Source organism: Actinomadura sp. 1N219, assembly GCF_044326405.1.
Classification (GTDB): domain Bacteria; phylum Actinomycetota; class Actinomycetes; order Streptosporangiales; family Streptosporangiaceae; genus Spirillospora.
This window is the reverse complement of record NZ_JBIRAY010000002.1, coordinates 443,039-462,688: the sequence shown is the minus strand read 5'-3', so window position 1 is coordinate 462,688 and position 19,650 is coordinate 443,039. Positions and strand designations below refer to the sequence as shown.

The window sequence follows — 19,650 nt, the reverse complement described above, 5'->3', positions numbered from 1 at the left end:
CCCGGTATCTCGGGCCATCAGCGATGTGATCGTGCAATCGGTGACACGGCGGCGGGCGGATCTTCTAGCCTGGCGTCTGGCATGTCCGGCTCGTCCCGCTTCGGGGTGTCGCCGGGAACACGGCGGGTGACCACCGTCGTTCCAACTTCTGAAGATCCCGAGGTGATCGACCAGGTGTACGTGGGTGCCCTGACACTCGACCTGCTGCTGGGGGACGTCCGCTCGCTGAAGCAGAAGCGGTCCGTCATGCGGCCGATCCTCGCCGAGGTGCACAAGCACTTCCCGGGAGTGGCGGTCGCCGAGACCGGCGGCAACGACCTGTACCGCAGGGCGGAGATCGGGGTGGCGGTGGTGTCCGGCAGCGCCGCCAACTGCACCCAGGTGCTCGAGCAGTGCGAACGGTTCGTGGCCGGACGGCCGGAGATCGAGCTGCTGTCCGCGCGGCAACGGCTCTTCAACGATGAGGACTGACCTGCGCCGAAACGGAGCGCGGGACGGGTCATCGATAGACCATGGAAGGGTCGTCAGACCATAGAAAGGGAGTGCGATCATGGTGGACGCAGCTCGGGCGCGCAAGCTCGCCGACCGCATCCAGCAGATCGTGGCCGAGATGCTGGAGAGGCGGATCAAGGATCCGCGGCTCGGCTTCGTGACCGTGACGGACACCCGCATCACCAACGACCTGCGCGACGCGACCGTGTACTACACGGTCTACGGGTCGGACGGCGAACGCGCCGAGACCGCCGCCGCGCTGGAGAGCGCCAAGGGCGTCATCCGGTCGGAGGTGGGCAGGAAGACCGGGGTCCGGCACACGCCCAGCCTCACCTTCGTCATGGACTCCCTGATGGAGAACGTGGCGCACATCGACGACCTCCTCGCGCAGGCCCGCGCCAAGGACGCGGAGGTGGCGAAGGCCGCGCAGGGCGCGTCCCCGGCCGGTGAGGCGAACCCGTACCGCGAGAACGGCCCCGACGAGGACGAGGACCTCGACGAGGACGAGGACGACGAAGACGACGCGGAGTTCGACGGGCACGACGCCGCGGGGGACGGTGAGGACGGCCGTTCGGGACGCCCGCCGTCGTGAGCGGACCGGAGGGGCGCGCGGACGCGCCGGGCGCCGGCTGGAGCGAGGAATGCCTGCTGCACGACGCGGACGGGCATTCCGCGAACGGCCACGACGTCATTCCGCGCGGCGGCGCCCTCCGCGCCAGGCCCACCACCCCCGCCGAGCCGCCCACGCCCGCAGAACCGCCCACGCTCACTGAGTCACCCACGGCCGCCGCACAACCGGGGCTCGTCGAACCGCCGGCGTCCGCCGAGTCGCACGCGGCCGCAGGATCGCCGGTCACCGGCGAGCCGAAGGCCGTCACCGAACCGCTCCCGCCGGTCGAAGCGGTCGAGGCCGTCGAAGCGGTCGATGCGCTCGGGGAACTGGAGTGGGAACGGGCCGTCGAGCTGATCGATGCCGCGGACGAGGTCTGCCTCGCCTGCCACGTGGCGCCGGACGGGGACGCGCTCGGCTCGATGCTGGCGCTCGCGCAGGCGCTGCGGGCGATGGGCAAGCGGTGCCTGGCGTCGTTCGGGGAGCCGTTCGCCGTGCCCGCGATCCTGCGGTTCCTGCCCGGGCAGGAGATGCTGGTCGAGCCCGCGCGGATGCCCGCGGCGCCGGAGCTGATGATCTCGCTGGACGCGGCCGGGCAGGCCCGGCTCGGCGCGCTCGCCGGCGCCGCCGGACGGGCCGGGGCGCTGATCGTGGTCGATCACCACGCGTCCAACACCGGGTTCGGCGGGGTGCGCCTCGTCGACCCGGACGCCGCCGCCACGGCGGTGCTGGTCGAGGAGCTGATCCGCAGGCTCGGCGTCCCGCTCGACCGCGACATCGCGCAGGGCCTGTACGCGGGGCTGGCGAGCGACACCGGCTCGTTCAAGTACCCGTGCACGACGCCCGAGGTCCACGACCTGGCGGGACGGCTGCTGACGGCGGGCGTCCGGCCGGAGGCGGTCAGCCGCGAGCTGTGGGACCGGGCGCCGTTCGGCTACCTCCAGGTCCTCGCGGGCGCGCTGGCGCGGGCCCGGCTGGAGCGCGACGCGGCGGACGGCCGCGGCCTGGTCTGGACGACGATCGCGCGCTCCGACCGGGACGCCCGCGACGTCGACTACGACCAGCTCGAAGGCGTCATCGACCAGCTCAGGCGCACCGACGAGGCCGAGGTCGCGGTCGTGTGCAAGGAGAACGACCGGGGCGAGTGGTACGTGTCGACCCGCTCGAAGGGCTCGGTCGACGTCGGCCGCGCCTGCGTCGAGCTCGGCGGCGGCGGGCACCGCACCGCGGCCGCGTTCACCATGGGCGGGGAGCCCGCCTGGATCATCGACCGGCTGCGGGCCGCGCTGCGCGTCCCCGGCGAGCTGGACTGACCCGGGCCGACCGGGACTGACTTTCGGAGCGGGCGTGGAGAACTCGGGACTCGTCATCGTGGACAAGCCGTCCGGCTGGACGTCGCACGACGTCGTCGGCAAGATGCGGCGGCTCGCGAAGACCCGGCGCGTCGGGCACGCGGGCACGCTCGACCCGATGGCGACGGGCGTGCTGGTCCTCGGCGTCGGCAAGGCCACCCGCCTCCTCGGGCACCTGGCGCTGACCGAGAAGGGCTACGACGCCACGATCCGGCTCGGCGTGACGACCAACACCGACGACGCCGAGGGCGAGGTCACCGCGACCGCGTCCGCCGCGTCGGTGCCGGACGAGACGCTGCGCGCGGGCGTCGCGGCGCTGACCGGGCCGATCTTGCAGGTTCCGCCGCAGGTCAGCGCCATCAAGGTGAACGGGGAGCGGGCCTACAAGATGGCCCGCAAGGGCGAGGAGGTCGAGCTCGCGGCCCGTCCGGTGACGGTGCACGACTTCGCGGTCCTGGACGTACGGCGGCACGACGACGTGATCGACCTGGACGCGTCCATCGCGTGCTCGTCCGGCACGTACATCCGCGCGCTGGCCCGCGATCTGGGCGGGTCCCTCGGCTGCGGCGGGCATCTGACGGCGCTGCGCCGCACCCGCGTCGGCCCCTACGACCTCGGCATGGCCCGGACGCTCGACCAGCTCGCCGGGAAACTGGAGATCCTGCCGATGGGCGAGGCGGTCGCCGCGGTGTTCCCGCGCCGGGACGTGTCGGACGACGACGCCCGCAAGGTCGCGCACGGCGGGCGCCTCCCGGCGGCCGGGCTGGGTCCGGGCCCGGTCGGCGTGTTCGCGCCCGACGGGACGCTGCTGGCGCTCGTCGAGGAGCACGGGAACGTCGCCAAGCCGCTCGCCGTGTTCATCTCCTGATCAACCGCCCGGCCTGGACGGGACGCACCGCCCGTGGCGATCATCACCGGTAGGAGGCGGTGCATTTCAACCTACGGTCGCGTAACCTACGTTTCCGTAGGTTGTTGGTGAGGAGGTGTCGATGACCACCCTGGACGACAGCGCGGCGGCGGCGTCCCCGACCCGCCCGCGGCTGCGCGGCTGGCTGCACATCGGGGCGTTCCCCGCGGTGCTCGTCGCCGGGCTGGTGCTGGTCGCGCTCGGCCCGAGCGTGGAGGCGCGGCTCGCGTCGGCGATCTACGTGGCGACCTCCGGGATGCTGTTCGGGATCTCGGGGACCTACCACCGGCAGACCTCGCACCGGCTGCTGGAGGTCCTGCGCCGCTTCGACCACGCCAACATCTACCTGATCATCGCCGGGACGTACACGCCGTTCGCCGTCCTCGCGCTGGACGGCGGCGTCCGCGTCGCCGTCCTCGCCATCGTCTGGACGGGCGCCATCGCCGGCGTCGTCTTCCGGACGGCCTGGATCGGGGCGCCGCGCGCCCTCTACGTGACGCTCTACATCGTCCTCGGCTGGGTGGCGGTGTTCTTCATGCCGCAGTTCCTGTCCGGCGCGGGCCTCGCGGCCTGCCTCATGGTCGCGTTCGGGGGCGTCTGCTACAGCGTCGGCGGGGTGGTGTACGGGCTGCGCCGCCCCAACCCGTCGCCGCGCTGGTTCGGGTTCCACGAGGTGTTCCACGCCTGCACGCTCGCCGCCTACGTCCTGCAGTACATCGCCGTCTCCCTGGTCGTCTACCAGTCCGCGTGAACCCGGGTGCCACCTGGGCGGCCCGCGCATGGCACTCTTAGGACGGCAGCAATAACCGGGCGGCCACACGACCGGGCAGGCACGTCCTACGCAGGGAGAGCATGGTGCGGCGCTGGAATGGCCTCGACGAGGTTCCCGCGGACTGGGGCCGCTCGGTGGTCACCATCGGGGTGTTCGACGGCGTTCACCGCGGCCACCAGCGGATCGTCGGCTCGGCGGCCGAGGAGGCCCGCCGCCGCGGCCTGCGGTCCGTGGTGATCACCTTCGACCCGCACCCGGACGAGGTCGTCCGCCCCGGCACCCATCCGCCGCTGCTCGCGAGCACCAGGCGCCGGATCGAGCTGCTGGAGGGGCTCGGCACCGACGCGGTCGTCGTCGTGCCGTTCACGCTGGAGCTGTCGAAGGTGCCGCCGGACGAGTTCGTCCAGTCGGTCCTGGTCGACCGGCTGCACGCGTCCCACGTCATCGTCGGCGAGGACTTCCGGTTCGGGCACAAGGCCAAGGGCGACGTGGCGCTGCTGCGGGAGCTGGGCGAGAAGTACGACTTCACCACCGAGGGCATGCCGCTGGTGGCGAACGGCGACACGATCTCGTCCACCTACATCCGCGGGCGGCTCGACGCGGGCGACGTCGGGACGGCGGCGCGGGCGCTCGGCCGTCCGCACCGCGTCGAGGGCGTCGTCGTGCGCGGCCACATGCGGGGCCGCGCGCTCGGCTTCCCGACTGCCAACCTGGAGACGCTGCCGCACACCGCGATCCCGGCCGACGGCGTGTACGCGGGCTGGCTGGTCTGCGACTCCGAGCGCTATCCCGCCTTCCGCTGGCCCGCGGCGATCTCCATCGGGACGAACCCGACGTTCGAGGGCGCGGGGGAGCGGACCGTCGAGGCGTACGCGCTGGACCGTGACGACCTGGACCTGTACGGCGAGCACATGGCCGCCGACTTCGCCGCCCGCATCCGCGACACGCTGAAGTTCGACTCGGTCGAGGCGCTGATCGAGGAGATGCACCGGGACGTGGCCCGCGCCCGCGAGATCACATCGGAGTAGAACGCCAGGAAACGCGCGTACCCTGCGATAACGGGGCTTTCCGCTTCGTAACCGGGGGGCTTTCCGGCATGGTACGGTGAATAGTCGCCGGGAAGGGCCCCGGCGCGGCTGGCTGCACCCTCATGCGGCCCGCCACTCTCTTAAACGCACCATGCGGACCCGCGCGCCCTCCGGGCCCGGATCTGCGGGTGACGATCGCATCGAAGGAGCCACGTGTCGCTCGACACCGCCACCAAGAACAAGATCATCTCGGAGTACGCGACCACTGAGGGTGACACCGGATCCCCGGAGGTCCAGGTCGCGCTGCTCACGCGTCGGATCAACGATCTGACCGAGCACCTCAAGGAGCACAAGCACGACCACCACAGCCGCCGCGGCCTCCTGCTGCTGGTCGGCCGTCGTCGCCGGCTCCTGAAGTACCTCGCCAACAAGGACATCAACCGCTATCGGCAGCTGATCGAGCGACTCGGCCTGCGCCGCTAGGACGGTCAGGGAGTGGCCCGCCGGGCCGCTCCCTTCCTTTTTGGGCCCGACGGCCGGACGGGGCGCGACGCCTCGTCCGGACGCGCCCGGGTTCCGCCCAGGGGTCCGCTCGCACACGAGCAGGACCCTGCCGGATGGGTAGGGCACCCAGTGCGCACCGGCCGCCCGCTCACCCCGCACAGGGGCGCGGGGCGGGCCGTAAAACTGCAGACAAGCCTCGCGGACACCGCTGGTGCGGGCCGGTCCTCGGTAGTGGCTTCCGGATCCGTCCCGCCGCATATGCGGGCATCTCGATCCGGGCGCTTCGATCGAAGACCGGCAGCGTGCAAGACCACGGGAAACGGCCGCGAGGACCGATATGGAACCTTAAGGAGGTTTCCCGTGACAGAAGCCGTGCGCATCGACGGCGCGCAGAGCACCGAGGCCGTGATCGACAACGGCACGTTCGGCACCCGCACCATCCGCTTCGAGACGGGCCGGGTGGCCCGCCAGGCGGCCGGCTCCGCCGTCGCCTATCTCGACGACGAGACGATGGTGCTGTCGGCGACCACCGCGTCGAAGAAGCCGAAGGACAACCTCGACTTCTTCCCGCTGACCGTGGACGTCGAGGAGCGGATGTACGCGGCCGGGCGCATCCCCGGCTCGTTCTTCCGCCGGGAGGGCCGTCCGTCCGAGGACGCGATCCTGACCTGCCGGCTGATCGACCGGCCGCTGCGCCCGTCGTTCACCAAGGGCCTGCGCAACGAGATCCAGGTCGTCGAGACGATCATGGCGCTCAACCCCGACCACCTGTACGACGTCGTCGCGATCAACGCGGCCTCGATGTCGACGCAGCTGGCCGGGCTGCCGTTCTCCGGCCCGATCGGCGGCGTCCGCGTCGCGCTGATCGAGGGCCAGTGGGTCGGCTTCCCGACCCACCCCGAGCTTGAGAACGCGACGTTCGACATGGTCGTCGCGGGACGCGTCCTGGCGGACGGCGACGTCGCGATCATGATGGTCGAGGCCGAGTCCACCCGCGACACCATCAGGCTCGTCGGCGAGGGCGCCACCGCCCCGACCGAGGAGACCGTCGCGGAGGGCCTGGAGGCGGCCAAGCCGTTCATCAAGGCGCTGTGCAAGGCGCAGAGCGACCTCGCGGCCGTCGCCGCGAAGGAGACCGCCGAGTACCCGATCTTCCTGGACTACCAGGACGACGTGCTCGCCGCCGTCACCGACGCCGTCAGCGCGGACCTCGCGCAGGCGCTCACGATCGCCGGCAAGCAGGACCGCGAGACCCGCCTGGACGAGTTGAAGGCGGGCGTCGCGGAGAAGCTCGCCGAGACGTTCGAGGGGCGCGAGAAGGAGATCTCCGCCGCCTACCGCGCCGTCACGAAGAAGCTGGTCCGCGAGCGGGTCATCCGCGACGGCCAGCGCATGGACGGCCGCGGCCTGAAGGACATCCGCCAGCTGACGGCCGAGGCGCACGTCATCCCGCGGGTGCACGGCTCGGCGCTGTTCGAGCGCGGCGAGACCCAGATCCTGGGCGTGACGACGCTGAACATGCTCCGCATGGAGCAGATGATCGACACGCTCAACCCCGAGCGCACCAAGCGCTACATGCACAACTACAACTTCCCGCCGTACTCCACCGGCGAGACGGGCCGCGTCGGGTCGCCGAAGCGCCGCGAGATCGGGCACGGCGCCCTCGCCGAGCGCGCCATCCTCCCGGTGCTGCCGAGCCGCGAGGAGTTCCCGTACGCGATCCGGCAGGTGTCGGAGGCGCTCGGGTCGAACGGGTCCACCTCGATGGGCTCGGTGTGCGCGTCCACCATGTCGCTGCTGGACGCGGGCGTCCCGCTGAAGCAGATGGTGGCGGGCATCGCGATGGGCCTGATCAACGAGGGCGACGAGTACGTCACGCTGACCGACATCCTCGGCGCCGAGGACGCCTTCGGCGACATGGACTTCAAGGTCGCCGGCACCCGCGACCTGATCACCGCGCTGCAGCTCGACACCAAGCTCGACGGCATCCCCGCCTCCGTGCTTGCCGCCGCGCTGAAGCAGGCCAAGGGCGCCCGCCTGGCGATCCTGGACGTGATGCAGGAGGCCATCGAGGCGCCCGCCGAGATGAGCCCGTACGCGCCGCGGATCATCACGATCAAGGTCCCGGTCGACAAGATCGGCGAGGTCATCGGCCCCAAGGGCAAGATGATCAACTCGATCCAGGACGACACCGGCGCCGACATCACGATCGAGGACGACGGCACGATCTACGTCGGCGCCACCGACGGCCCGTCCGCCGAGGCCGCGCGGCAGGCGATCAACTCGATCGCGAACCCGCACATGCCGGAGATCGGCGAACGGTACCTCGGCACCGTCGTCAAGACCACGACGTTCGGCGCGTTCGTGTCGCTGCTGCCCGGCAAGGACGGCCTGCTGCACGTGTCGCAGATCCGCAAGCTGCACGGCGGCGCGCGGATCGAGAACGTCGAGGACGTGATGGGCGTCGGCGAGAAGATCCAGGTGGAGGTCACCGAGATCGACCAGCGCGGCAAGCTGTCGCTGGTGCCGGTCGACGTGATCGAGCGCGAGGCCGCCGAGCGGTCCGACTCCGGTGACGGGGGCGCCCCCGCGTCCGCCGCCGGTGAGGGCGAGGACGACGGCGACCGGCGGGAGCGCCGCGACGACGACGACGGCGAGCGCCGCCCGCGCCGCCGCCGCACCCGCCGCGGCGACGACTCCGGCCAGCGCAACTCCTGATCTCCAGGCCCATGACCGGCCGGCCGTCCCGCCGTGGGACGGCCGGCCGGATGTTTTGACGACGGAATGTGAGCGACACGTGACCCTGCCGGCGAGGGCGCAGGAGCCCGGCACCACCACCACGATCCACACCGACGGGGCCGGCGCGGTGCGCCGCACCGTCCTGCCCGGCGGGCTCCGGATCATCACCGAGACGATGCCGACCGTGCGGTCCGCCGCGTTCGGCATCTGGTCGGCGGTCGGCTCCCGCGACGAGGCCCCCGCCGACGCCGGCGCCAGCCACTACCTGGAGCACGTGCTGTTCAAGGGCACGAAGCGGCGGTCCGCGCTGGAGATCTCCGCGGCGGTCGACGCGGTCGGCGGCGACCTCAACGCGTTCACCGCCAAGGAGTACACCTGCTACTACGCGCGGGTCCTGGACGCCGACCTCCCCCTCGCCGTGGACGTCGTGTCCGACATGGTCGCGGCGTCGGTGAACCGTCCCGAGGACGTCGAGGCCGAACGCGGCGTGATCCTCGAAGAGATCCACATGCGCGACGACGACCCCGGCGACCTGATCCACGACGAGTTCGCCACCGCGCTGTACGGCGACACCCCGCTCGGACGTCCCATCCTCGGCACCGAGGACTCCATCAACGCGCTGTCCCGCGACCGCATCCACGGCTACTACCGGCAGCATTACGTCCCGTCCCAGCTGGTGGTGTCGGTGGCGGGCAACATCGACCACGACGAGGTCGTCGGGCTGGTGTCGCGGGCGTTCGAGGGGCACCTGCCCGCCGGCGACGCCGAGCCCGCCCCGCCGCGCCTGGACGGGACGCCCGCGCCGATCGACCCGCGCAACGTCGTGATCGACAAGGACACCGAGCAGGCCCACATCATCCTCGGCGGCGCGGGCGTGTCCCGCACCGACGACCGCCGGTTCGCGCTCGGCGTGCTGAACGCGGCGCTCGGCGGCGGGATGTCGTCCCGGCTGTTCCAGGAGATCCGGGAGAAGCGCGGCCTGGCGTACTCGGTGTACAGCTACACCGCCCAGTACGCCGACTCTGGCATCTTCGGCGTCTACGCGGGCTGCCAGCCCGCCAAGGCCGAGGAGGTCCTGTCGATCTGCCGCGACGAGCTGCACAAGGCCACCGGCGTCGGCCTCACCGCCGAGGAGCTGGAACGGGGCAAGGGGCAGCTGCGCGGCGCGATGGTCCTCGGCCTGGAGGACACCGGCTCCCGCATGAGCCGCATCGGCAAGAGCGAGCTCGTGTACGAGTCGCTGCTGCCCGTGGACGAGGTCCTGGCCCGCATCGAGGCCGTCACCCTGGACGACGTCCGCGCCATCGCGAGCGAGGTCCTCGCCGGCCCGCAGGCCCTCACCGTCATCGGCCCGGTGGGAGACCGCGAGTTCGCCGCCTGACGCGCCGCGCCCCCTCGCGCCCGCCCGACCCTCGCGCCGTGCCCGACGTTAGCCCGGGCATGATCGGGTAAGTCCCGGCGGGTGAAGATCCTCATCAGGCTCGTCATCTCCGCGATCGCGCTGTGGGTCGCCGAGGCCGTGCTGGACGGCGTCGAGCTCACCGCCGGCGACACGGCGGAACGGGCCCTGACGCTGCTCGCGGTCGCCGCGATCTTCGGTGTGGTGAACGCCGTCCTGAAGCCGGTCATCAAGGTCCTGGGCTGCGCGTTCTACATCCTGACCCTCGGCCTGATCGCCCTGCTGGTGAACGCGGGGCTGCTCATGCTGACGAGCTGGGTCGCGGGCGAGCTGGACCTGCCGTTCCACGTCGAGTGGTTCTGGCCCGCGTTCTGGGGCGCGATCATCATCGGCGTCGTCAGCTGGGCCCTCAACCTGTTCGTCGCCGACGACTAGTTGCCAACCGGACCGAGGTCCGCTAATCTCCGAGACAAGTAACCGGACTTTAGTCCGCATGTCTTCGGAGAGGATCCCCCATGTCCCGCCTGCTGCACATCTCCGCGTCCCCCCGCGGCGCCGAGTCCGAGTCCCTGGCGCTCGCCGGCGCGTTCCTGGACGCCTACCGCGAGACCCACGGCGGCCCTGCCGGCGATCAAGACCTGGTCGACCACCACGACCTGTGGGACGGCACGCTCCCCGAATTCGGCCCCGCCGCGACCGCCGCCAAGATGGCCGTCTTCGCGGGGAACGAGCCGACCGGGGAGCAGGCCGAGGCCTGGCGCGCCGCGCGCCGCGTCTTCGAGCGCTTCGACTCCTACGACCGCTACCTGTTCAGCGTCCCCATGTGGAACACGAACGTCCCGTACATCCTCAAGCAGTTCATCGACGTCGTGTCCCAGCCCGGCTGGGTCTTCTCCTTCGACCCCGAGAAGGGCTACACCGGCCTTCTCAGCGGCAAGAAGGCCGCCGTCCTGTACACCAGCGCCGTGTACGGGGAGGGCCGTCCGCCCGCGTTCGGCGCCGACCACCAGATGGCGTTCCTGGACGGCTGGCTGCGCTGGGCCGGGATCACCGACGTCAGCACCGTCGCGTTCCGCCCGAACCTCGCCACCGCCGACGCCGAGACCGGACGCCGCACCGCGCACGCCGAGGCACGCGAACTCGGCAAGCGCTTCTGACGATAGGCTCGCCCCACGCCTACCGGGAGGAACACGTGATCAAGGTCGGGGTGCTGGGCGCGCGGGGGCGCATGGGGTCCGAGGTGTGCCGTGCCGTGCAGGGGGCCGACGACATGGACCTGGTCGCCGCCGTCGACCAGGACGACCCGCGCGACGCGCTGACGGCCGCCGAGGTCGTCGTCGACTTCACCCATCCCGGCGTCGTCATGGACAACCTCCGGTGGTGCGTCGAGCACGGCCTGCACGTGGTCGTCGGCACCACCGGGTTCGACCCGTCCCGGCTCGACACGGTCCGGTCGTGGCTGGCCGGCGAGTCGTCCGGCAAGGCGCCCGGCAACGTCGTCATCGCGCCGAACTTCGGCATCGGCGCGGTGCTGATGATGCACTTCGCGCAGAAGGCGGCCCCGTTCTTCGAGTCCGTCGAGATCGTCGAGACGCATCACCCGAACAAGGCGGACGCCCCGTCCGGCACCGCCTACCGCACCGCCGAACTGGTCGCGGCGGCCCGCGCCGAGGCCGGCGTGTCCGCGTCCCCGGACGCCACCACGTCCGAGGTGGACGGGGCCCGCGGCGCCGACGTGGACGGCGTCCGCGTGCACGCAGTCCGCCTCTCCGGGGCCGTCGCCCACCAGCAGGTCGTCCTCGGCGGCCACGGCGAGCTGTTCACCATCCGGCACGACTCGATGGACCGCGCGTCCTTCATGCCGGGCGTCCTCCTCGCCGTCCGCCGCATCCCCGGCCTCGACCGCCTCACCCTGGGCATCGAGTCCCTCCTCGGCCTGTGACCGGCGTCCGCGCGGCCACGCCGGCCGACTACGACCGCATCATCGCCGTCGTGGACGACTGGTGGGGCCGCCCGATCCACGGCATCCTGCCCCGCCTCTTCCTCGACCACTTCCATCGGACCAGCCTCGTCGCCGAGTCGGGCGACGACCTGGCGGGCTGCCTCGTCGGCTTCCTGTCGCCGTCCCAGCCCGACGCCGCCTACGTCCACTTCGTCGGCGTGAACCCGGACTTCCGCGGTACGGGCCTGGCACGCCGCCTCTACGAGACCTTCTTCGCCTTGGCCGCCGCCGACGGCCGGACGGTCGTCCATGCGCTCACGTCCCCGCGGAACACCGGCTCGATCGCGTTCCACGAGGCGATGGGCTTCACCGTCGTCCACGGCCCGTCCCATGACGGCCCGGGCAGCGACCGCGTCCTTTTCCGCCGCTCGCTCACACCTGGTCGCTGAGCCCGGCTGGAGGACGGTCAGTCGAGGACGGTGAGGTCGAGCTCGGCGAGGCGCTCGGGGTCGGCGAGGATGTCGATGGCGGCGACCCTGCCGTCCACGATCGTGAAGGACAGGACGGACCTCGCGCGTCCGTCCACGACGCCGACCATGCCGGCGGTGCCGTTGACCAGCGCGGGCCGGGCGTCGCCTCCGACCCCGCGGAACATGAGCGCCTGACCGGCCACCGCCTCCGCGCCGTGCACCTCGGTCAGCCCGGCCTGCGCGCCGGTGTCGGCGCGCAGGACGACGTCGGGGGCCAGGACGGCGACGAGGGCCTCGAAGTCCCCGCCCTGCGCCGCGGCCTGGAACGCCGCCACGACCTCGCGCTGGCGGGCCGGGTCGCGCTCCGGCATGGGCGAGGAGCCCTGCACCCGGCGGCGGGCGCGGCTGGCGAGCTGGCGTGCCGCGGCGGGGGAGCGTCCGACGATCGGGGCGATGTCCTCGAACGGGACGGCGAACGTGTCGTGCAGGACGAACGCGAGCCGCTCGGCGGGCGTCAGCGACTGGAGCACCACCAGCAGCGCGAGCCCGACCGAGTCGGCCATCAGCGCCTCGTGCTCGGGGTCGGCGCCGGACGCCGGGCCGATGACCGGGTCCGGGAGGCGTTCTTCGAGGGGGTCTTCGCGGCGTGCGGTGCGGGAGCGCAGCATGTCGAGGCAGACGCGTCCGACGACGGTGGTCAGCCAGCCGCCCAGGTTCGCGATGGCGTCGGCGTCGGAGCGGCTGAGCCGGAACCACGACTCCTGGACGGCGTCGTCCGCCTCCGCGAGCGACCCGAGCATCCGGTAGGCGACCGCCCTGAGATGCACGCGGTGCTTCTCGAACTCGTCCGCGAGGAACTCGCGCTCGTCCATCACATCCCCCTCGTCAGGCCCCATGTCATAGCACTGACGAAGCGAGCGAACGAGATGTGACACGGGCCGGGGCTTGCCAAAGCTAAGGGGATTAGCTAGCTTATTGGCTAATGACATTAGCCAAGGAGGCCGCCATGATCCGTCGTGTCGTCGTCACCGCCGTCGCCGTTCCGATCGCCGCCGCCGGCGGGCTGCTCGCCTGGGGCGAGCTCGACCCGCACGAGGTCAGCGCCACCGTCGAGATCTCCGCGTCCGCGGACGAGGTCTACGGGATCGTCGCGGACTTCCGCCGCTACCCGCAGTGGAACCCGTTCATCGTCAAGGCCGAGGGCGAGCCGAGGAAGGGCGCGCGGCTGCACAACGTCCTGCGTGACTCGGACGGCGGCACCATGGCGTTCTCCCCGAAGGTCCTCAAGGCCGAGCCCGGCCGCGAGCTCCGCTGGATCGGGCGCATGTGGATGCCCGGGATCGTGGACGGCGAGCACTACTTCCGGATCGAGCCGGCCGGGAACGGGCGCGTCCGGCTCACCCAGGGCGAGCGCTTCTCCGGGGCCCTCGTCCCGGTCGCGGGCGGGCAGCTCGACATGGCGGACGAGTTCGCCGCGATGAACGCCGCCGTCAAGGCCCGCGCCGAAGCGGCCTGAGCGCGGCTCAGTGGGGGGCGCGTGGGGTGGCGAAGCCGTACTTGTTGAACAGCTTCTGCGCGGACGGGGCGGTCAGCCACGCTATGAACGAGTTCGCGTCCTCGCCGTGGTCGCTGTCCTGGACGGCCGCAGCGGGGAAGGCCGCGGTGACGTTCACGTCCGCCGGGATGGGGACGCTGCTCGCTGCGACGCCCGCCGAGCGCAGGTCGGTGACGTAGACGATGCCCGCGTCCGCCTCGCCGGAGCGCACCCGGTCGAGGACGGCCCGCGCGCTGATCTCCTCCGAGCTCCACCGGACGGTCAGCCCCGCCTTCGCGAACACCTGGCGGGTGTAGCGGCCCACCGGGACCGTCCCGGCGCCGACGGCCACCCGCAGGCCGCGGCGCGTCAGGTCGTCGAGGCCGCGGATGCGCCGGGGGTTCCCGGGACCGACGGCGATGGTCAGCGACGTCTGCGCGACGACCCGGTGCGGTTTCGCCAGGTACTCGCCGGACTCGTCGATGTCGGTCTTGTCCGATGTCACCAGCACGTCCGCCGGATCGTGGCCGGACAGCCGGTCGGCCATGTCGGGCGCGGCGGCGAACTCGAACCGGAGCCTGATGCCGGGGTTCTCCTGCGCGTACGCCGTCGCGATCTCCTCGGACACCTCCGTCAGCGACGTGGCGGCCAGGACGGTGAGCGTCGTCGGCCCGGACGAGCCGCCGCAGCCCGCGCCGAGGCCGGGGACGGCGAGTGCGGCGAGCAGCGCGGACGCGCGGAGCCGCCGCCGACGGGGGGAATCGGGCATATGGCTTCATCCTACGGTTGCGGGGGGTGCGCTCCCGGGATTCGGCCCTGGCGTGTCAGTGCCGCGCACTAGGGTGAGCCGCGACTGGAGATCACGTCCCGGAGGCCCGACGATGTCCCTCGACCTGATGGAAATGCTGCCCGGCGACTGGCGGGAGCGGCTCGACCCGCTGCTCGACCCGATCGCCACCGCCGCGCTGGGAGCGTTCGTCGCGGGGGAGTACGCCGCCCAGACCGTCTACCCGCCGCGCGAGGACCTGTTCAGCGCGTTCCGGCACTGCCCGTTCGGCGGCGCCCGCGTCCTGATCCTCGGCCAGGACCCCTACCACGGGCCCGGCCAGGCGCACGGGCTCAGCTTCAGCGTGCGCGACGGCGTGCGGCTGCCGCCGTCCCTGCGCAACATCTACAAGGAGCTGGCCACCGACCTGGAGGTGCCGGTCGCGAAGTCCGGCGACCTCACCCGCTGGGCCGACCAGGGGGTGCTGCTGCTCAACGCGGTGCTGACCGTCCGCGGCGGCGACGCCGGGTCGCACGCCGGCAAGGGCTGGGAGGACTTCACCGACGCCGCGATCCGCGCGCTGAACGACAAGTCCGAGCGCGTGGTGTTCGTGCTCTGGGGCGCCTACGCCCGCAAGAAGGCCCGGCTCATCACCGGCGCGCAGCACACCGTGATCGAGTCGGCCCACCCGAGCCCGCTCAGCGCCAAGAAGTTCTTCGGGACGCGGCCGTTCAGCGCCGTGAACAAGGCCCTGGTGGACGCCGGCCTCCCCGAGATCGACTGGGGTGCCGCCGCGCGGTCCGGCTGAGACGCCCTCACCCCTGCGGGGGAAGGGCGCAGGCGGTTTCACCCGGTGGCGGGAAGTGGCGCGGAGGCCGTCCGCGCCATCGTCGGGGCATGACCGTTTCAGTTCTCATCGGGAGGGCGCCCGGCGCGGGCGCCGGGCCGGGGCGGCTGCGGCTGGGCGTGTGCGCGGCGACCGTCGCGGCGTGCGTCCCCTACCTCAGCCTCAAGATCGCGTGGTTGTCCGGCAGCACGGTCGGGTGGACCGACGCGGAGGCGGCCAAGGGCTCCGCCCTCTACGTCGGCAACGCGATCACCCTGGCCATGGACGCGGTGGCCGTGCTGGTCGTCCTGGCGTTCACGTTCCGCTGGGGGCTGCGGATCCCGGCGTGGCTGGTGCTGACGCCGATGTGGATCGGCGCCGGGCTGCTCGCGCCGATCGCCCTCGCGGTTCCGCTGGGCGCGCTTGTGCAGACGCTGTTCTCGTCCGATCCGCTTACCGCGTCCGACAACGCGATCCAGGGCTGGGTCTACGGGGTCGTCTATGCGGGCTTCACGTTGCAGGGGCTCGGGCTGCTCACGGCCTTCGTGCTGCATGCGCGGGAAAGGTGGCCGGACGTTTTCGCAGTCCGCACCAAGGACGTCGCCAAGGGCGCGACGCATGCTCTGCAGGTGCTTCTGGCGCGCACGGCGGGCGTGTTCGCCGTCGTCTTCGCGGCCGTGCAGTTCTACTGGGCGTTCGGCGGGACGGCCGGGGTCCGCGCCGAAGAACTCGACTATCGGGGCGCGGTCCAGCAGCTGGCGGACGGTGTGATGGGCCTGATGGCGCTCGCGGGCGCGGTGGCGTTGCTGGCGATCGTCCAGCGGGCTGGGCGTCCGGAGCGGTTCGCGGTGCCGCTGGCGGGCGTGTGGATCGGCGCGGGCGCCACGTTCGCGTGGTCGTTCTACCGGCTCATCACGGTGCTCAGCCGGCCGGAGTTCCTGGACTCGGGCTCGTCCAGCGCGCTCAACCTGACGACGCTCTGCGGGCTGCTCGCCGGGCTCCTCATGGGCGTCACCGGCGCCGTCCTGCTCGCCGAGCGGGACGCTCAGCGCCCTGGCCCCACGGCCGGGCGGGACGGTCAGAGCGCGAGGCCGACGGCCAGCAGGACGCCGTAGGCGATCTGGAGCCGGCCGGTCTCGCCCAGCACGGGGATCAGGGCGGGGCCGGCCGCACCGCCCAGCACCTTCTGCGTCGGCGGCAGCGACAGCGGCGCGGCCAGAAGCGCGATCAGCGCCCACGGGTGCGGGGCCGCCAGCACCAGGACGATCATGAACGGCAGCGCGGTGCACGCCGCGTACAGCAGGCGCGTCCAGCGGTCGCCGAGCAGGACGGCGAGGGTCCGCTTCCCGGCCTCGCGGTCGGTGGGGATGTCGCGCAGGTTGTTCGCGACGAGCAGCCCGCAGGCCAGCAGCCCGATCGGCACCGCCGCCGCCCACGCCTCCCACGGCAGGCCCTCGACCTGGACGTACACCGTCCCGACGACGGCGACGAGGCCGAAGAAGACGAACACCGACACCTCGCCCAGCGCCCGGTATCCGTACGGGGTCTTGCCGCCCGTGTAGAACCAGGCCGCGAGGATCGCGAACGCGCCGACGAGCAGCAGCCACCAGGTCGTCACGGCGGCGAGGACGAGCCCGGCGACGGCGGCGGCGAGGAGGCAGCCGAGCGCGGCGGCGAGGACCTGCCTCGGCGGCGCGACCTTCGACCCGACGAGGCGGAGCGGGCCGACGCGGTCCTCGTCGGTGCCGCGGACGCCGTCGCTGTAGTCGTTGGAGTAGTTCACGCCGATCTGCAGGACGAGCGCGACGACCGCGGCGAGCACCGCGCGCCACCAGACGGCGCCGCCTTCGCCGGCGCCGCCCTCGCCGGCCGCGACGCCGGTGCCGACGACGACGGGGACGAGGGACGCGGGCAGGGTGCGGGGCCGGGATCCGGCGACCCATTGGGAGAGCGTGGCCACAGTTACCGCTCGTTCTCGTGGGGCGACAGGGGGACTATCCCTTCGATTCTTCCCGATGGTGATCAATGCTTGGGCGCAAGCGCATGGACACGGCGAGCCCGAGCGCCAGGATCGCGGCGGTGGTGAGGGCCGCGTGCCTGGTCGCGACGGCGAGGCTCTCATCGGCGGCGCGGGCCTCGACGGCGCGGGCGGGCGTGTCATGCAGCTCGCGTCCGTAGGTCCCGGCGCTCTCGCGGAGGTGGTGGGCGACGGCGGCGCGTTCCTCGGGCGGGAGCGCGGAGCCGGCGAGCCGGTCGGTCATGGCGTGCCCGAGGCTCGTCGCGAACACCGTCCCGATGGCGGCGATGCCGAGCGCCGCGCCGACCTGCCGGGCCGTGGACTGGGTGCCGGACGCCTGTCCCGCCTGCGCCTGCGGGACGTCCGCCAGCGACACGTTCGTCAGCTGCGCCGACGTCAGGCCGAGGCCGAGCCCGTACAGCAGCATCCACGGCGCGAGCCCGAGCCCGCCGGTGGACGCCGACACCGTGACGCCCAGCGCGACGACCGCCGCGACCTCCAGCACCATGCCGATCTGCACGACGCGGTGCGCGCCGCGCCGGTTGGCGAGCCTGCCCGCGTACCCGCCGGACAGGAACGCTCCGGCGGCGAGCGGCAGGATCGCGACGCTGATCTGCAGCGGGTTCGTGCCGTGCACGCCGAGCAGGAACAGCGGCAGGACGAACAGCAGCCCCAGCTCGCCGACGTTGATCAGGGCCGACGCGAGGTTCCCGCGCCGGAAGTTCGGGATGCGGAACAGGTCCAGGTCGAGCAGGACGGAGCGTCCTGCCGCCGCCCGGGACCGTTCGACCGCGACCAGCGCCGCGAGCAGCACCGCGCCCAGGGCCAGGACGACCGGGACGGGCGACGGCCCCGACTCTGGCCAGTCGAGCCCGGCCGTCGAGAAGGGGCGCGTCGCGACCCACCAGCCGTACGTCTGGCCCTCGATGATCCCGCACACCAGCGCGCCGAGCCCGAGCGTGGACAGCAGCCCGCCCGGCCAGTCGATGTCACGCCGCGCCTTTCCGGGGCGCGCCGTTGCAGGACGCGGCTGCCGGGTCTCCGGCATCAGCCACAGCGCGCCGGCGATCAGCGCGGCGCCGAGCGGCAGGTTGACCCCGAACGCCCAGCGCCATCCGCCGCCGGTGGCGAGCGCGCCGCCCGCGAGGGGCCCGAGCGCCGCCATGCCGCTGATCATCGAGCCCCAGATCCCGAACGCGACGGCGCGCTCCCGCCCGGTGAACACCGCGTTCACCGTCGACAGCGTCGCGGGCAGGACCATCGCGGCGCCGACGCCCTGGAGCGCGCGTGCGCCGATGAGCGCCGAGCCGTCGCCCGCGAGCGCGGCGCCGACGCTCGCCGCCGCGAACACCGCCACGCCGAGCACGAACATCCGGCGCCGCCCGAACAGGTCGCCCGCGCGGCCGAACGGGATCAGCAGCGCGGCGAACACCAGCGCGTAGATCGACGTGACCCATTCGGCGTCGGTGGTCGTGAGGCCCAGGTCGGTGACGATCCGCGGCAGCAGGACGCCGACGATGGTGGCGTCCACCACGATCAGCGAGACGCCCAGGCTCATGACGGCCATGCCGAGCCAGCGGCGGCGGCGTCCGGCGGCGGGCTCCGCGGGCACGGGCGCGCGCGGCGGCGTCAGGAAGGTGGACTCGGGCACGGCTTCAAAGATATGGGCGGGGCGGCGGAGGTCCGCACCGCCCCCTGTTCAACAGGTCAGCCGCTGATGTCGGTGTGCAGGCGGATCTGCCGGACGGGGTCGCCCATGTCGAGCGTCCTGGCCGTCCCGTCGGGGGCCCAGCCGGCGGAGCCGAGGAACGTCCGCGTCACCTCGTCGTCCTCGAACGCCCACGTGGTCAGGGTGGCGAAGCCGTCCTCGCGGAGCAGGTCGGCGGACGCGGCGAGCAGCCGGCTGCCGTGCCCGGCGCGGGCGTGCAGCGGGTCGACGAGCAGCGTGATCAGCTCGGCGGTGCCGGCCGGGTCGAGATCGGGGTCCTCGGCCGGGGCGTGCGCGGCGAAGCCGACGACGAGGTCGGACGCCACGGCGACGAGCAGCCGGTGCCGGGGGCTCGGCGGCGCCGTGGCCGCCTCCATCCACTTCTCGCGCCACACCTCGAGCGCGGCGGGCCCGGTCACCTCGGCGAGGACGCCTTCGGGCAGCAGGTCGCGGTAGCCCTGCCGCCAGGCCCGCACCTGGATGTCGGCGACGGCGGCGGCGTCCGCCCGCCCTGCGGGCCGCACTCCGACATCGGCCATGGCGCTGGCACGTCCTCTCCGTCCGGGATCACCGCCCACACTAGG

The 19,650-nt window shown here is 72.5% G+C and carries 21 protein-coding genes; 16 read left to right on the top strand and 5 right to left on the bottom strand.

Annotated features, from left to right (window positions below; translation table 11 throughout):
* The first annotated feature begins 162 nt into the window (after positions 1 to 162).
* From ACH35V_RS10880 to ACH35V_RS10820, 13 genes are all read left to right on the top strand, one after another.
* Complete coding sequence (locus tag ACH35V_RS10880; RefSeq protein ID WP_395971727.1) at positions 163 to 471, top strand: DUF503 domain-containing protein; 309 nt, start codon at positions 163 to 165, stop codon at positions 469 to 471.
* Between the two features lie 79 nt (positions 472 to 550).
* Positions 551 to 1,084 carry a 30S ribosome-binding factor RbfA gene (gene rbfA, locus ACH35V_RS10875; RefSeq protein WP_395971726.1) on the top strand — a complete coding sequence of 178 codons (534 nt, stop codon included), beginning with the start codon at positions 551 to 553 and terminating at the stop codon, positions 1,082 to 1,084.
* Positions 1,081 to 2,415 (top strand): bifunctional oligoribonuclease/PAP phosphatase NrnA, encoded by a 1,335-nt coding sequence (locus ACH35V_RS10870; RefSeq protein WP_395971725.1) that lies wholly within the window; start codon positions 1,081 to 1,083, stop codon positions 2,413 to 2,415. Before rbfA ends, ACH35V_RS10870 begins: the two co-directional genes overlap by 4 nt.
* Before the next feature lie 34 nt (positions 2,416 to 2,449).
* The gene (gene truB, locus ACH35V_RS10865) at positions 2,450 to 3,322 is read left to right on the top strand and encodes a tRNA pseudouridine(55) synthase TruB (RefSeq protein WP_395971723.1); all 873 of its coding nucleotides are present in this window, start codon (positions 2,450 to 2,452) and stop codon (positions 3,320 to 3,322) included.
* A gap of 121 nt (positions 3,323 to 3,443) precedes the next feature.
* Positions 3,444 to 4,112 (top strand): hemolysin III family protein, encoded by a 669-nt coding sequence (locus ACH35V_RS10860; protein ID WP_395971721.1) that lies wholly within the window; start codon positions 3,444 to 3,446, stop codon positions 4,110 to 4,112.
* Positions 4,113 to 4,216: 104 nt separating this feature from the next.
* The gene (locus ACH35V_RS10855; protein ID WP_395971719.1) at positions 4,217 to 5,161 is read left to right on the top strand and encodes a bifunctional riboflavin kinase/FAD synthetase; all 945 of its coding nucleotides are present in this window, start codon (positions 4,217 to 4,219) and stop codon (positions 5,159 to 5,161) included.
* Between the two features lie 213 nt (positions 5,162 to 5,374).
* Positions 5,375 to 5,644: a 30S ribosomal protein S15 gene (gene rpsO, locus ACH35V_RS10850; protein ID WP_117399522.1), complete on the top strand. Its 270-nt coding sequence runs from the start codon at positions 5,375 to 5,377 to the stop codon at positions 5,642 to 5,644.
* A gap of 399 nt (positions 5,645 to 6,043) precedes the next feature.
* Positions 6,044 to 8,383, top strand: a complete 2,340-nt coding sequence (locus ACH35V_RS10845) for a polyribonucleotide nucleotidyltransferase (RefSeq protein ID WP_395972041.1) — start codon at positions 6,044 to 6,046, stop codon at positions 8,381 to 8,383.
* A gap of 79 nt (positions 8,384 to 8,462) precedes the next feature.
* On the top strand, positions 8,463 to 9,785 hold the full coding sequence (locus ACH35V_RS10840; RefSeq protein ID WP_395971717.1) for a M16 family metallopeptidase: 1,323 nt from the start codon (positions 8,463 to 8,465) through the stop codon (positions 9,783 to 9,785).
* 81 nt (positions 9,786 to 9,866) lie between these two features.
* A complete protein-coding gene (locus ACH35V_RS10835; protein ID WP_395971716.1) occupies positions 9,867 to 10,238 on the top strand; it encodes a phage holin family protein in 372 nt (123 codons plus the stop codon).
* Positions 10,239 to 10,318: 80 nt separating this feature from the next.
* Positions 10,319 to 10,960 (top strand): FMN-dependent NADH-azoreductase, encoded by a 642-nt coding sequence (locus tag ACH35V_RS10830; protein WP_395971714.1) that lies wholly within the window; start codon positions 10,319 to 10,321, stop codon positions 10,958 to 10,960.
* Positions 10,961 to 10,995: 35 nt separating this feature from the next.
* Entirely contained in the window at positions 10,996 to 11,745 is a 750-nt protein-coding gene (gene dapB / locus ACH35V_RS10825) for a 4-hydroxy-tetrahydrodipicolinate reductase (RefSeq protein WP_395971713.1), read from the top strand.
* A complete protein-coding gene (locus tag ACH35V_RS10820; RefSeq protein WP_395971712.1) occupies positions 11,742 to 12,194 on the top strand; it encodes a GNAT family N-acetyltransferase in 453 nt (150 codons plus the stop codon). The genes dapB and ACH35V_RS10820 overlap by 4 nt, the downstream gene beginning before the upstream one ends.
* A gap of 17 nt (positions 12,195 to 12,211) precedes the next feature.
* On the opposite strand, the gene sigJ is transcribed toward ACH35V_RS10820, so the two are convergent.
* On the bottom strand, positions 12,212 to 13,087 hold the full coding sequence (sigJ, locus tag ACH35V_RS10815; protein WP_395971711.1) for an RNA polymerase sigma factor SigJ: 876 nt from the start codon (positions 13,085 to 13,087) through the stop codon (positions 12,212 to 12,214).
* A 134-nt stretch (positions 13,088 to 13,221) separates the two neighbouring features.
* Here sigJ and ACH35V_RS10810 point away from each other — a divergent pair, with 134 nt between their 5' ends.
* Positions 13,222 to 13,731, top strand: coding sequence for an SRPBCC family protein (locus ACH35V_RS10810; RefSeq protein ID WP_395971710.1), 510 nt, complete (start codon positions 13,222 to 13,224; stop codon positions 13,729 to 13,731).
* Positions 13,732 to 13,738: 7 nt separating this feature from the next.
* Here ACH35V_RS10810 and modA read toward each other — a convergent pair whose 3' ends face one another.
* Positions 13,739 to 14,518: a molybdate ABC transporter substrate-binding protein gene (gene modA, locus ACH35V_RS10805; RefSeq protein WP_395971709.1), complete on the bottom strand. Its 780-nt coding sequence runs from the start codon at positions 14,516 to 14,518 to the stop codon at positions 13,739 to 13,741.
* A 112-nt stretch (positions 14,519 to 14,630) separates the two neighbouring features.
* On the opposite strand from modA, the gene ACH35V_RS10800 reads away from it, so the two are divergent.
* Together ACH35V_RS10800 and ACH35V_RS10795 are read left to right on the top strand one after the other, a co-directional pair.
* Positions 14,631 to 15,323: a uracil-DNA glycosylase gene (locus ACH35V_RS10800; protein ID WP_395971708.1), complete on the top strand. Its 693-nt coding sequence runs from the start codon at positions 14,631 to 14,633 to the stop codon at positions 15,321 to 15,323.
* An 89-nt stretch (positions 15,324 to 15,412) separates the two neighbouring features.
* Entirely contained in the window at positions 15,413 to 16,456 is a 1,044-nt protein-coding gene (locus ACH35V_RS10795; protein ID WP_395971706.1) for a hypothetical protein, read from the top strand.
* Here ACH35V_RS10795 and ACH35V_RS10790 read toward each other — a convergent pair.
* Genes ACH35V_RS10790 through ACH35V_RS10780 form a run of 3 tightly spaced genes read right to left on the bottom strand, consistent with a single transcriptional unit; the run spans position 16,420 to position 19,605 of the window.
* On the bottom strand, positions 16,420 to 17,301 hold the full coding sequence (locus ACH35V_RS10790; RefSeq protein ID WP_395971705.1) for a 1,4-dihydroxy-2-naphthoate polyprenyltransferase: 882 nt from the start codon (positions 17,299 to 17,301) through the stop codon (positions 16,420 to 16,422). The genes ACH35V_RS10795 and ACH35V_RS10790 overlap by 37 nt on opposite strands.
* 34 nt (positions 17,302 to 17,335) lie before the next feature.
* The gene (locus tag ACH35V_RS10785) at positions 17,336 to 19,009 is read right to left on the bottom strand and encodes an MFS transporter (RefSeq protein ID WP_395971703.1); all 1,674 of its coding nucleotides are present in this window, start codon (positions 19,007 to 19,009) and stop codon (positions 17,336 to 17,338) included.
* Positions 19,010 to 19,065: 56 nt separating this feature from the next.
* A complete protein-coding gene (locus ACH35V_RS10780) occupies positions 19,066 to 19,605 on the bottom strand; it encodes a GNAT family N-acetyltransferase (RefSeq protein ID WP_395971701.1) in 540 nt (179 codons plus the stop codon).
* Positions 19,606 to 19,650: the final 45 nt, after the last annotated feature.